This is a genomic window from Anaerobutyricum hallii DSM 3353 (assembly GCF_000173975.1).
GTDB classification, from domain to species: Bacteria; Bacillota; Clostridia; order Lachnospirales; family Lachnospiraceae; genus Anaerobutyricum; species Anaerobutyricum hallii.
On sequence record NZ_ACEP01000032.1, the window covers coordinates 1 to 14217 of the forward strand.

Annotated in this window: 11 protein-coding genes; 10 read left to right on the forward strand and 1 reads right to left on the reverse strand. The window is 39.7% G+C overall.

Annotation, left to right across the window (positions count from 1 at the left end):
• Positions 1 to 341: 341 nt before the first annotated feature.
• The 4 genes from EUBHAL_RS02385 to EUBHAL_RS17160 all read left to right on the forward strand — a co-directional run bounded on the left by EUBHAL_RS02385 (position 342) and on the right by EUBHAL_RS17160 (position 4196).
• Positions 342 to 653: a YbjQ family protein gene (locus EUBHAL_RS02385; protein ID WP_005344443.1), complete on the forward strand. Its 312-nt coding sequence runs from the start codon at positions 342 to 344 to the stop codon at positions 651 to 653.
• A gap of 174 nt (positions 654 to 827) precedes the next feature.
• On the forward strand, positions 828 to 1931 hold the full coding sequence (gene rpoD / locus EUBHAL_RS02390) for an RNA polymerase sigma factor RpoD (RefSeq protein WP_005344445.1): 1104 nt from the start codon (positions 828 to 830) through the stop codon (positions 1929 to 1931).
• A 215-nt stretch (positions 1932 to 2146) separates the two neighbouring features.
• Complete coding sequence (locus EUBHAL_RS02395; protein ID WP_044921606.1) at positions 2147 to 4078, forward strand: NAD(+) synthase; 1932 nt, start codon at positions 2147 to 2149, stop codon at positions 4076 to 4078.
• A 16-nt stretch (positions 4079 to 4094) separates the two neighbouring features.
• Positions 4095 to 4196: a DUF6783 domain-containing protein gene (locus EUBHAL_RS17160; protein WP_370810202.1), complete on the forward strand. Its 102-nt coding sequence runs from the start codon at positions 4095 to 4097 to the stop codon at positions 4194 to 4196.
• Here EUBHAL_RS17160 and EUBHAL_RS02400 read toward each other — a convergent pair.
• Positions 4165 to 4593, reverse strand: a complete 429-nt coding sequence (locus EUBHAL_RS02400; protein WP_044921608.1) for a hypothetical protein — start codon at positions 4591 to 4593, stop codon at positions 4165 to 4167. The genes EUBHAL_RS17160 and EUBHAL_RS02400 overlap by 32 nt on opposite strands.
• Positions 4594 to 4767: 174 nt before the next feature.
• Between EUBHAL_RS02400 and EUBHAL_RS02405 the strand changes: the two genes are divergently transcribed.
• From EUBHAL_RS02405 to EUBHAL_RS02430, 6 genes are all read left to right on the forward strand, one after another.
• Positions 4768 to 9222 carry a PolC-type DNA polymerase III gene (locus EUBHAL_RS02405; RefSeq protein WP_005344451.1) on the forward strand — a complete coding sequence of 1485 codons (4455 nt, stop codon included), beginning with the start codon at positions 4768 to 4770 and terminating at the stop codon, positions 9220 to 9222.
• A 26-nt stretch (positions 9223 to 9248) separates the two neighbouring features.
• Positions 9249 to 9743, forward strand: coding sequence for a gamma carbonic anhydrase family protein (locus tag EUBHAL_RS02410; RefSeq protein WP_022169430.1), 495 nt, complete (start codon positions 9249 to 9251; stop codon positions 9741 to 9743).
• An 84-nt stretch (positions 9744 to 9827) separates the two neighbouring features.
• The gene (locus EUBHAL_RS02415) at positions 9828 to 10820 is read left to right on the forward strand and encodes a hypothetical protein (protein ID WP_044921612.1); all 993 of its coding nucleotides are present in this window, start codon (positions 9828 to 9830) and stop codon (positions 10818 to 10820) included.
• 209 nt (positions 10821 to 11029) lie between these two features.
• Positions 11030 to 12193: an alanyl-tRNA editing protein gene (locus EUBHAL_RS02420; RefSeq protein ID WP_005344456.1), complete on the forward strand. Its 1164-nt coding sequence runs from the start codon at positions 11030 to 11032 to the stop codon at positions 12191 to 12193.
• A gap of 200 nt (positions 12194 to 12393) precedes the next feature.
• Positions 12394 to 13485: a hypothetical protein gene (locus tag EUBHAL_RS02425; RefSeq protein WP_005344458.1), complete on the forward strand. Its 1092-nt coding sequence runs from the start codon at positions 12394 to 12396 to the stop codon at positions 13483 to 13485.
• 356 nt (positions 13486 to 13841) lie between these two features.
• Positions 13842 to 14217, forward strand: a 376-nt coding sequence (locus EUBHAL_RS02430; RefSeq protein ID WP_005344460.1) for an RNA-guided endonuclease TnpB family protein, incomplete at its 3' end; no start/stop codon positions are given.

The following is a 14217-nucleotide window of genomic DNA, read 5'->3' on the forward strand; positions in this document are numbered from 1 at the left end:
CAGACCATATTTGTGACTTTAGTCGCTGCAGGTTGAATGTTCGCTTATGCGCTCGCATCCAACCTTTGCTCCGAGGCCATAAATATGGTCTGTTTATCTTACTGAGGGTTGTGCTTTGGCTGGGAAGATGCCGCTATAGAGAAAGTGACTGTCGGATTGCTCAAAGAATAAAAAGCACTATTGGAAGAAATTCTTCTTTTTGAAATCTGAAAATTGTAGTTTTCAAAGATTTTCGTCTATTCCCCTCACTTTTTGTTGACAAAGCTTTCTTTTTGGAGTATTCTATTGATAACATGAGATTATAATAGGTTGAGTGCGCTACTCGCAATGGAGGTGGAGCTATGCTATTAGTTACTACAGAAAGAATTGCAGGAAGAGAAATCGAGCCGTTAGGTATTGTAGAAGGTTCTTCTGTCCAAACAGTTCATGCAGGTAAGGATATCATGAACAGTTTAAAAACGTTAGTGGGTGGAGAGCTTACTTCATACACGGAGATGATGGAGAAAGCCAGAACGCTTGCAATAGATAAGATGGTAAGGAACGCAGAGCAGATGGGTGCAGATGCAGTAGTATGTGTGCGTTATTCCTCTAGCGAAGTAATGCAGGGAGCTGCTGAGGTTTTAGTATATGGCACAGCAGTCAGACTGATTTGACGGATATATAAGCAGGATGGCAGTAGATAATAGCCGTCCGCAGTCGGAGAATTCTGCCGGGCAGGATTCTTTTTCTTCGTTAGCTTTTGATTTTATTTTTTTATATTGAAAGTATTTGGAGAGAATCAGGAAACAGTCAGAAAGTTTAGTTATAATTAGAGTTGGGAGAACAGAATGGAAGATATAAGAATAGTCTTTTCGAACATCATGGAGAAGCTTCTCAAACAGGCACATAAGAATAAAAATGTGTTAGAGTATAAGGAGATTAACGATGCATTTAAGAATATTGAGTTAACTCCGGAGAAGTTTGAGTGGATTCTTGATTATTTTGAAAAACAGGGCGTTGATGTTTTAAATACCAACGAAGAAGATGACGGTGATGATAATTTTATAGATGATGATACAGAAGAAGTTGAGATCATTGATGATGCTGATATTCTTGAAGGTGTCAGCTTAGAAGATCCAGTTCGTATGTATTTAAAAGAGATTGGTAATATTCCTCTGCTTACAGCAGAAGAGGAAGTATTTCTGGCACAGCGTATCGAAAAGGGAGATGAGCAGGCGAGAAAGCAGCTTATTGAGGCAAACCTCCGACTTGTAGTAAGTATTGCCAAGAAGTATGTTGGAAGAGGAATGTCTTTCCTTGATCTTATTCAGGAAGGTAACATGGGTCTGATGAAGGCCGTTGAGAAGTTTGATTATAAGAAGGGTAATAAGTTCAGTACCTACTCTACCTGGTGGATTCGTCAGGCAATCACAAGAGGTATCGCCGATACAGCGAAGACAATCCGTGTACCAGTACATATGGTAGAGACAATCAACAAGACACTTCGTACTTCAAGAATGTTACTTCAGGAACTCGGAAGAGAACCTACCAATGAAGAGATTGCCAAGAAGATGAATATGCCGGTTGCCAAGATTGATGAGATTTTAAAGACATCCAGAGATCCCGTATCTTTAGATACACCAATCGGTGAGGAAGAGGACAGCCAGTTAGGTGATTTCATTGAGGATGAATCTCTTCTTTCTCCAGTAGATTCTGCATCTTTTTCCATGCTTAAAGAAGAGCTTGAAGAGGCAATGGCTTCTCTTACAGAAAGAGAGCGCAACGTTATTAAACTTCGTTTTGGACTTGATGATGGTAAGACAAGAACTCTTGAGGAAGTTGGTAAGGAATTTAACGTAACAAGAGAGCGTATCAGACAGATTGAGGCGAAGGCACTTCGTAAACTTCGTCATCCAAGCAGAAGCAGAAAGCTTAAGGATTTCCTTGAGTAATTTATTACGGATTTCTACAAAAGAATAACTGTATATTAGAGCATTTTTCAAACACGCTCTAGGAATAAGAAGGTCATAAGAGAACGTTTGATTTCCCATGTGGCGGGCAATCAAAAATTTCCTTGTACTGCTTGTTGCCAAAAGATAAATAATTGATTACAATAATGGGAAGACTAAGGAACTTAGGATTCCCATTTTGCTTTATGGAGGTTTTTATGAAAGATGGCTTTTTAAAAGTTGGTGTGGCATCTGTTGATGTAGAGGTTGCCAATCCGATTCACAATAAAGAAAAGGTAATGGAAGTAATAAAGAAGGCAGATAAGAATGGCGTAAAGCTTTTAGTTTTTCCGGAACTTGTTCTTACTGCGTACACTTGTAATGATCTTTTTTTACAAAAGACGTTACTTGATGAGGCAAAGAATCAGCTTTTTGCTATTTTAGAGGAGACAAAAGGACAGGATATGGTAATCGTCTTAGGTCTTCCATTAACAGTGAATCATAAGCTTTATAACTGTGCGGTATTTGCACAGGGCGGTAAAATATTAGGCGTTGTGCCAAAACATTATCTGCCAAACTATTCAGAATTTTATGAGGCAAGACATTTTGCTCCGGGAGAAGAGGAAGTAAGAAAGATTCGTCTTGGTGGTAAGGATGTACCTTTTGGGATGAATCTTTTATTTTGCTGTGAGAACATGGAAGAATTGGTGATTGGATGTGAAATCTGTGAGGATTTATGGTGCCCACTGCCACCATCTACCCATCATGCATTAGCAGGGGCAACTGTAATCTGTAATCCGTCAGCAAGTGATGAGACAACGACAAAAGATACTTACCGCCGTAATCTTGTATCCCAGCAGTCTGCTCGTCTAGTATGCGCTTATCTTTATTCCTGTGCCGGTGAGGGAGAGTCCACACAGGATTTAGTGTATAGTGGGCATAACATGATTGCAGAGTATGGTTCTATTTTGAAAGAATCAAGAAGATTCCAGAATAGTTATATCGAGACAGAGATTGACTTGCAAAGATTAGAGGCAGACCGACGAAGAATGACAACTTTTGTGACAGAAGGCGCAGATAAAAATTATGAGAGAGTTTATTTCCGGCTGAAAGAAGAACGAACAGAACTCAGCCGTTATTTTGAGCGTACACCGTTCATTCCTTCTAATAAGATTGACAGAGAAAAGCGTTGTGACGAGATTCTTACCATTCAGGCAATGGGTCTGAAAAAGCGTCTGGCACATACCCACTGTCAGTCGGCAGTTGTCGGAATCAGTGGAGGTCTTGATTCCACTCTTGCAGTATTAGTAACGGCAAGAGCATTTGATATGTTGAAGATTCCAAGAGAGAATATTGTCTGTGTGACAATGCCTTGTTTTGGAACAACAGACAGAACGTACTCCAATGCAGTAACGCTCACAAAGAAGCTTGGCGCAAGCCTGCGTGAAATCCGTATTAATAAAGCGGTAGAGCAGCATTTTTCAGATATTGGACATGACCCGGAAATTCATAATGTAACATATGAGAATTCTCAGGCGCGTGAGAGAACACAGATTTTGATGGATATTGCCAATCAGACAAATGGAATGGTTATTGGAACGGGAGATATGTCAGAGCTGGCGCTTGGCTGGGCAACCTATAATGGAGATCATATGTCCATGTATGCTGTGAACTGTTCTGTACCAAAAACTTTGGTAAGACATCTGGTACGTTATTATGCGGATACGAGCGAGGAACAGGAATTAAAAGAGGTACTGCTTGACATTTTAGATACACCGGTAAGCCCTGAATTACTTCCACCGGTAGACGGTGTTATTTCCCAGAAAACAGAAGATTTGGTGGGCCCTTATGAACTGCATGATTTCTTCTTATATTATATGCTTCGTTTTGGATTCCATCCAGAGAAAATCTTCCGTCTGACCAGACAGGCATTTGGAGAAGAATATGATGTTGCAACCTGTTATAAATGGCTTCGTACGTTCTGCTGGCGTTTCTTTGCACAGCATTTTAAGAGATCCTGCCTCCCGGATGGACCAAAGGTTGGTTCTATTGCGGTTTCACCGAGAGGGGATTTGCGAATGCCAAGTGATGCAAGTTCTGCTGTGTGGATGAGTGAATTAGATGAGTTAAAAGAGAAGCTGGGGCTTTAAAAAGAGTGATATCAGTATTTTATGTAATAGAAAATATACAGTAAATTGCGACGCACATCTTGCAGAAAGCATTTTTCAAACACGCTCTAAGACTTGGCTTTGGAAAGTGCATTTTTGATAGCCTGCTGTAAGATCAGGCCAGTATATTTATTTTCTGCATTTAGTTTTAGATCATCAATTGAAGAAATCTGCTCAAGCTGCGCATTGATTTCTTCAAGAGATGGCTCGAGGAGCGGATACATAGCACTTACACTGTCAGAAAGATGGTTCAAACTGACGGAGGTAATGTGGTCTGCATCAACGGAAACTGCCACATCTAATGTATTATCGCCAAGAGTAATCGTAGAAGTATAGACTCCGGGCGTGTAGACACCTGCGCTGGTTTTGGTGCTTTTTTCTTCTGGAGCAAACATAAAGATTAGAAGAAGAATCAGTATGATACCTAAACAGACGAAAAGAGCAGTATAAATAAGTTCTTTTGCTTTTACGACAACGATTTTTGTTTTTGCACTCAAAAAAAACAGTCCTTCCGATTCATATTTATTAAAGTGTATTCTGAAAATAAAAATATATGATACATTAGAGTGTGTTTGAAACACACTTTAGGGTATTTTTTAAATACGCTCTGAGCATATTTAAATTTATAGCCTGCACAATATTGAATCGATTGAGGAAGAAAGGAGAAGAAGATGCTTGAAGGACAGACTTTTATAGAAGTATTTCCAGACTATACCGTTCCAGATAATTTAAAGTATGTTTTGTCCAATGCGATTGTTTCGAAGGTTGTCATGAAACAGCAGACAAGACAGCTGGTTGTTCATTTGAGAAGTGAACATATTATTCCTAGAAAAGTATTGAATAAAGTTGCCTACGATATGAAAAAAGAGCTGTTTGGAAAGACTTCTGTGTTTATTTCTTTTGATGATACGTATGAACTGTCTTCAGCCTATACGTTAGAGAGCATAACGAATGATTACTGGAATAGTATTCTTCATGAAGTGAAAAAAATGGGCCGGGTGGAGTATAGTCTTCTTTCGAATGGAGAGTGGGGATTTGAAGGAAACATCATGACGATCCTTTTAGAAGATTCTTTCCTTGCAAGGGATAAATCCCGTGTTTTAAAAGAATATCTTGAACATCTTTTTTCTCATCGCTTTGGAAAGGAAATTCAGGTAGGATTTGACTTTACCGATGATGCAAAACAGGCATTTTATAAGGCGAGAAACCATAAGCTGAATCTGGAAGTAGATATGGTCATGAGTCAGATCAAAAAGGTGGAAAGTGAGAAAAAAGATTCTGATGCGGAAGATGGAGAAGGTTCAAAAGAAGAGAAAAAACCGCAACGAAGCTATTCTGGGAATTTCTTTGAGGAGCGGGCAAGAAGACAGGAATTTAGTCAGAGACGCCGCTCAAAGGACCCAGATGTTATTTACGGTAAGGATTGTGATGGAGAAGTTGTGCCATTAGAAGAAATTGTCGATGAGATCGGACAGGTTGTTGTCCGCGGGCAGATTCTTAAAATGGAACTTCGAGAAATCCGAAGAGAGCGTACGATTGTAAGTTTCCATATTACAGACTTTACCGATACGATTGTTGGGAAGATTTTTATTGCCAATGACCAGCTGCCGGAATTTTTGGATTTATTTGAAAAGGGAAAGTTCTATAAAGTAAAGGGAATGCCTCGTATGGATACATTTGAACACGACCTGACCCTTTCCTCAATTTCTGGAATTAAACCGATTCCTGACTTTACAGAAAAGCGAATGGATAAGAGCTTGGAAAAGCGTGTAGAGCTGCATCTTCATACCGTAATGAGTGATTTAGACAGCGTGGTTGACATTAAAAAGGTTATCAATCAGGCAAAAGCCTGGGGGCATCCGGCAATGGCAATCACAGATCATGGAGTTTTGCAGGCATTCCCGATTGCGAATCATTGTATTACGATGGACGAACCGTTTAAGATCATTTACGGAGTGGAAGGTTATTTTGTAAATGATTTAAAGAAGCTTGTCACGAATGATAAAGGACAGACATTATTAGATGATTATGTTGTATTTGATTTGGAAACAACAGGTTTTAGCCCGATTCATGATGCGATTATCGAAATTGGTGCCGTTAAGGTAAGCAAGGGGAAAATAAGTGACCATTACAGTGTATTTGTCAATCCGCAGCGCCCGATTCCACTTCGGATTACAGAACTTACAAGCATTGATGACTCAATGGTTGCAGATGCAAAGTCAATAGAAGAAATCCTGCCGGAATTCCTCTCTTTTTGTGAGGGGTGCAGTCTGGTTGCACATAATGCAGAGTTTGATGTGAGCTTTATCGAAGAGAATGCAAAAAGACAGGGATTTGAAACAGATTTTACGGTACTTGATACGGTACAGATGGCAAGGCTGCTTCTTACGGATTTGAATAAGTTTAAGTTAAATACAGTATGTAAACGATTGAATATCAAGCAGGAACATCATCACAGGGCAGTCGATGATGCAAGAGTAACGGCAGAGGTGTTTCTTCGTTTTGTGGAAATGCTTGAAGAGCAAGACGTACACACACTTGCCAAATTAAATGATATGGGAGCGATGTCACCGGATCTGATTAAGAAAGCGCCGTCCTATCACGGCATTATTCTTGTAAAGAATGAGACAGGCCGTATTAATTTAAACAGACTGGTATCGGCCTCACATCTGGACTATTTTAACCGCCGTCCGAGAATGCCGGAAAGCTTGATTCAAAAGTACAGGGAAGGACTTATTTTAGGGTCTGCCTGTGAGGCAGGAGAGCTGTTTCAGGCAGTTATCAGGGGGAAAAGTGAAGAGGAATTAGCAGAACTGGTCCGTTTTTATGACTACCTCGAAATTCAGCCAATCGGTAACAATATGTTCATGCTTGAAAGTGACAGGTACGAAGCGAAAACAGTTGAAGATTTACAGAATTATAACCGTAAGATTGTGGAACTTGGCGAAAGATATCACAAACCGGTTGTTGCGACCTGTGATGTTCATTTCTTAAATCCAGAAGATGAACAGTATCGTCGAATTCTCATGGCAGGAAAGGGATTTTCAGATGCGGATAATCAGGCACCGCTGTATTTTAGAACGACGGAGGAAATGCTTGAGGAGTTTGCCTATCTCGGAGAAGCAAAGGCAAAGGAAGTTGTTATCACCAACACAAATAAGATTGCTGATATGATCGAAAAGATTTCGCCGGTACATCCTGATAAATGTCCTCCGGTTATTCCAAAGTCTGATGAGACATTAACAAAAATCTGTTACGATAAAGCCCATGAGATTTATGGGCCGGATCTGCCGGATATTGTAGAGGAGAGACTACAAAGAGAATTGAATTCTATTATATCCAATGGATTTGCCGTAATGTACATTATCGCACAGAAGCTGGTGTGGGATTCGAATGACCATGGATATCTGGTAGGTTCGCGAGGTTCCGTAGGATCTTCTTTTGTAGCGACAATGGCAGGTATTACGGAAGTTAACCCTTTGTCAGCGCATTATATTTGTCCCAAATGTCATTATGTAGATTTTGACTCTGATGCAGTAAGACCATATTCGAAAAAAGGTATGTCTGGCTGTGATATGCCGGATAGGGACTGTCCGGTCTGCGGCACACCGTTACAAAAGGAAGGACATGATATTCCATTTGAGACATTCCTTGGATTTAAGGGAAATAAAGAGCCGGATATTGACTTGAATTTCTCTGGAGAATATCAGTCAAAAGCGCATAAATATGTAGAAGTTATTTTCGGAGAGGGAAAGGCATTCCGGGCAGGAACCATCGGTACCCTTGCAGAAAAGACAGCATATGGTTATGTGTACAAATATTTTGAAGAAAGAGATATTCATAAAAGAAGATGTGAGATGGAGCGTTTGGCGGAAGGCTGTACGGGTGTAAAGCGAACCACAGGCCAGCATCCGGGTGGAATTATCGTAGTACCTCATGAACATGAGATTTATGAATTTACCGCAATCCAGCATCCGGCAAATGATGTGAATACAGATATTATTACAACACATTTTGAGTACCATTCTATTGACCACAACTTGTTAAAACTTGATATTCTCGGCCATGATGATCCCACTATGATTCGGCGATTAGAGGACTTAACAGGAATGGATGCGACAACAATTCCTCTTGATGATCCAGAAGTTATGTCTCTTTTCCACAGTACCGATATTCTTGGTATCACACCAGAAGATATTGGCGGAATTGAGATGGGTTCTCTTGGCGTACCGGAGTTTGGTACCGAGTTTGTTATGCAGATGTTAAAAGATACAAATCCAAAGTGTTTCTCTGACCTTGTTCGTATTTCTGGCCTGTCCCACGGTACAGACGTATGGCTTGGAAATGCACAGACATTGATTGAAGAGGGAAAAGCAGAGATTTCCACGGCAATTTGTTGTCGAGACGATATTATGACCTATCTTATCAATATGGGACTTGATAAAGAACAGTCTTTTACCATCATGGAATCTGTTCGTAAAGGAAAGGGATTAAAACCAGAGTGGGAAGAAGAGATGACATCCCACGGCGTGCCAGACTGGTACATCTGGTCTTGTAAGAAGATTAAATATATGTTCCCGAAAGCGCATGCAGCGGCATATGTTATGATGGGCTGGCGTGTGGCATGGTTTAAAGTACATAAGCCATTAGCTTATTATGCAGCCTACTTTGGTATCCGTGCCTCAGCGTTTTCCTATGAGATTATGTGCCGGGGAAAAGAACGTCTTGACATTGCACTTACGGAACTTTTAAAAACACCGAAGGATCAGCAGACGAAAAAGGATCAGGATACGATTCGTGATGGAAGAATTGCACAGGAAATGTACGCAAGAGGATTTGAGTTTATGCCGATTGATATTTATAAGGCAAAAGCAAGAGAATGTCAGATTATTGATGGTAAGATCATGCCGCCGCTTTCCAGTGTGGAGGGTCTTGGAGATAAGGCCTGTGAGCAGGTAGAAGAGGCAGCGAAACATGGTCCGTTTACCTCACTTGAAAACTTTAGAAATCAGGCGAAAGTCAGTAAGACGAACGTAGATAAGATGGTGGAACTTGGAATACTTACAGGACTTCCGGAAACTGACCAGCTTACATTTGATTTCTTTATGGCGCAGAGCCAGGTATAATGAGAGACAGAGAAAAGGAGAAAAGCATGAGTTATATTAAAAACGCAGATATTCAGGGAAATGCATGGGTAGCACCGGGAGCCTGTGTAGTAGGAAATGTCACATTAGGAGATGAAAGTTCTGTATGGTATAATGCGGTACTTCGCGGAGATATGGCACCGATTGTTGTAGGGTGTGGTTCCAACGTCCAGGATGGCACCGTTGTTCACGCAGATAATGGCTTCCCATGTAAAATCGGGAATGGAACATCTATTGGTCATAATGCGATTATTCATGGATGCACAATCGGGAATAATACCGTCATTGGAATGGGTGCGATTATTATGAATGGCGCGCAGGTTGGCTCCGACTGTATTATTGGAGCAGGAAGCCTTGTCACACAGGGAACGGTAATTCCGGACGGAATGCTGGCATTTGGTTCTCCGGCAAAGGTAATCCGCCCACTTACTGATGCAGAGAAAAAGGAGAATCAGACAAACGGTATCAGCTACATGCTGATGAAAAATGTACAAAAAGGGTGAAAAAACTTGAAATATAGATAGGGGTTGGATTATAATAAGGCGAATATGACTTTTGGCAAACTAGAAAGGAGAACTTTTAATTTTATGTCGGATACTACAAATACAAGAAAATATAAAGGCTATGAGTTAGATCAGACAACTTCCCATCGCCGCAATCAGAATCGGCCGTGGTTCTGGAAGGTATTGGGTATTAGCTTATTGCTTACGGTGCTGATTCTTGCAGGTGTTGTTTTTGGACTTTTGCATAGAACGCATAAGAACGCAAAACACATGGAAGAGATTAATTCTGCAAATACAGTCGAGGCATTACTTAAGGAGCACAAGCTTGTTACAATTACAGCTTCTTACTCTCATTTGGCAGAAGGTTCTGATTATACGACAACCCGCCAGATTAAGAAAGATAAAAAGGGAAACTATTTCTCTTACTTTAAGAAAGAAGGTTCCGATGATGATTACAAAGAAGTAATCAGTAATAAAGAATTATATCGTTATAATGGGAAGTATACACAGTATTTCGGACTGGTTGGAAATGATTACGAGGAAGAATGCGTAAAAGCGATTGAGGACAGCATTTTCCAGGGAGATATGAAAGATCAGATTCAGAACGAAAAAGAACGTGATAGTACAATCACTTTACAGCTTACGACTAAGGTTCAAAGCGGAGATGATTATGATACGGAATACGGATTCTCTGCTGGAGATACGATTGAGAAAACGATTATTATTGATAAAAAGACACAGCTTATTACTTCTGTAGAGGAGAAATGTGGGGATGAAGTTTTCTATGGTTATACAGTAGAGTTTGACGGTGAAGAAAAGATTCCACAGTTCTATAAGGATTTAAAGAAGGAAAAAGAAAAGAGAGTATGTACTGTTTACTCTGATTATGATGGAGAAAAGAATCAGGAATATACATTTAATCTTCCAATTGATTTATACTTTACTGTACTTGATCATGATGGATATAAGGTATATGAAGATGAGGATGGAACGAAGGAGTTTACACATTATCAGATGGAAGTGCAGAATCCAGATTCTGATCTATCCCTCTATATAAAAGCAGAATCATCAAAATAAAGAGCATCTAGTCAGGTGTTACTTGACGAAAAGGGGAGGCTGCCGCGATCATATTCTGACGCGGTAGTCTTTTTTTATAGATTGTATTTTTTGAAAAATGCTTTCTGAAAAATATGCCACAATTTGGGGCATGCAGGTTGCAGGGATATTTTTAAGACACTCGCTGATTGTGTTTGAAAAATAATTCAAGAATAAAAGGGGATTTGATTATGAAAACGAGAAGATTATTTTATGAAGATGTATACATTAGAGAGTTTGAGGCCATTGTACTTTCCTGTGAGGAAAGACAGGAAGGATATTATATCATTTTAAATGAAACAGCCTTTTATCCTGAAGGCGGAGGACAGCCAGCAGATAAGGGAACGATTGAGGGAGAAGAAGTTCTTGATGTGCAGTATGTGGATGGAGAAATCTGTCATATCATGAAAAAACCATTGAAAGCAGGGGAACAAGTTGTAGGACGAATCAACTGGGAATGGCGTTTTGACCTTATGCAGCAACATTCTGGCGAACACATTGTCAGTGGAATGATTCATGAAAAATATGGTTATGAAAATGTTGGATTTCATATGGGAGAAGAAGTCATTACAATTGATTTAAGCGGAATGCTGACAGAAGAACAAGTGGCTGAAATTGAACAAAAAGTAAATGATTATATTTGGATGAATCAGGAGGTAAATATTTTTTATCCAGATGAGAGACAACGAAAACTCATTCCATATCGAAGTAAAAAAGAACTTACAGGAGAGATTCGCCTGGTAGAATTTCCGGGAGCAGACCTTTGTGCCTGCTGTGGTCTTCATGTGACACATGCCAGCCAGATTGGTCTGGTCAAAATCCTTTCCAGTAAGAAGTTTCGTGACGGGGTTCGTATGGAAATGCTTTCAGGAAAACGGGCATTAGAATATCTGTCAAAAAGTGCGGAGCAAAACAGCCAGGTTGCAGTCAGACTTTCGGTAAAAGAAAAAGAGACAAAAGATGCAGTACAGAGACTTCTTGATGAAGTTTATAACTTAAAAGGTGAACTTGCAGCAGAAAAGCAAAAACATTTTGAACAGATAGCTGCTTCCTGTGTGGGAAAAGAAAATGTGCTGTTGATTGAAGGAGATATGGAACCAGTAGAAGTAAGAAAATGTACCGATGCGATTTTAGATACATGCAGCGGTGTTGCAGCTTTCTTTGCGGGAAATGATAAAGACGGATATAAATATGCCATTGGACAGAGAGAAGGAGATGTCCGGGAACTTGTAAAGCAGGTGAATAAAGAACTGAACGGACGAGGAGGTGGAAAACCATTTTTTGCACAGGGTTCTCTGAAAGCAACGCGAAAACAAATAGAAATCTTCTTTGAAAAGAAGGTAAATTTCCAATAATATAAAAAATAACCTGCAAAAGCCAGGAAAGAAAGCAAAAAGAAATTTCTTTACAATTATTTTCAAATGGGCTATTATTTTGATGAAAATACTTTGGAAAAAGTTTAAGAGAAGTTCATGTTTTGCGGTGGATGCAGATATAGTCAATAAAAAGTGGCATAGATGAGAACATACACCGGCGAAACAGAAAGGAAGGAATTATGTTTAAGAATAAACTGAAAAGATTATGTGCAGTAACTCTTGCTGGAATGATGGTTGTGAGTGTAAGTGCATGTTCTACAAGCAAAAGTGCAGAGAAAAACAGCGTTTCTAAGGCAGAACAGGCATCAGAGGCAACAACAGAGGCCGCAAAGGATGATACGACAGCGGATTACGTTGCTTCTGGTGTAGAGCTTCCAGATAATTTTGAAAATATGATTTATCCAATTGAGGCTCTGATGTTACAGAATTATTCAAAAGGTTATCCATACTATGCGAATGGTGCCAGTGAAGAAAAGTCGGATTCTTTCTGGTTTTCTATGGCAGCACTCACTTCCTTAATGGAGAATGAATCTGCTTACGGAGATGGAATTGAGATGGATTCCTACTATTATCTTAAAGAGAACACATCAAATATGTATGCATCTGCTCTTTATAATGCATATGGAATGGGCAACATGGAATTTCCGGAAATTCCTGATGGTGATAAATATGCGACATATGATGATGGCAAGCAGATGTATGGCTTCTTAAAAGGAGAGGTAAGCGGTCTTGTTCCATATATTACAAACTGTGTGAAAGATGGAAGCGATTATATCATCACATCACAGCTTCGAGATAAAGATACAGATGAAGTAAAAGGAACATATGAAGTGACGATCACCGCATCTTCTTTTGATGGTGATGATAACTGCTTTGCCTATTCTGCTACAGCAATCAGACAGATTGGGGAGACAGATTCTGAGAATCAGAGTACATCTTCTGAAAGTGAAGAAGCGAGTACAGACAGTACATCCGAGAATGGAGACAGCACAGATGCTGATTCATCTACAGACAGCACGGATGCTACAGATTCTACCGACAGTACAGAAGGAATCTCACAGGATGACGCATTAAGCCAGGCAAAAGATTATTATGGAGAAGATGCAGAATATTCATACAAGAAGCAAGTTACAGTGGGAGATAAAGAATATTATGATTTTTCCGTAAGTGGTGATAATGTCAGCAGCACAGATGTATTAGTATCTGTAGATGGACAGGATGTCATTGGCGGAACACAGAACGATGATGGAAGCTGGTCATTTGATCAGTAAATGGAAGCAGCCGTCACCGTGTTAAGTTAGATAGTATATTGATAATATAGGAACTAGATAATAATTAAATAATATAAGAAATCAAAAAAGAAATCTATTACACGATGTCTTAAGGAAAGTATTATGCCTAAATATAGCTTTCACAAATGATATGACACGTGTAATAGATTTCTTTTTTGATTTCAGGATAAGAGACTTATTGAGTGAAGAAAATAAGAGTAAAGGTATTGAGTTTTATCCTCTTACAGCAAGAAGACTCCGACCTCTAAGGTGGGAGCTGAATTGCGTCTGCTACCTACTTGATAGTGCATCCTAATTATAGTATAGTATCTTTAGTCGGATAATAAAAAATTGAAATGCAGAAAGGTTCAAACAATCGCAATAAGCAGAGGCTTAAGGTAGCAAGACTTCACGAAAAGGTTTCCAATCAACGAAAAGACTTTTTACATAAGCAGTCAAGACAGATAACCAATGCCTATGATTGCGTATGCATAGAAGATCTGGATATGAAAGCAATGTCGCGGTTGCTAAATTTTGGGGAATCTGTTTCGGATAACGGCTGGGGAATGTTCACAACATTTTTGAGATACAAACTGGAGGAGCAGGGTAAGAAACTTGTGAAGGTGGGTAGATTTTTTACAAGCAGCCAAACCTGTTCTGTTTGTGGTTACAAAAATGCAAAAACGAAAAATCTTGCGATAAGAGAGTGGGATTGTCCGCAGTGCGGGATCC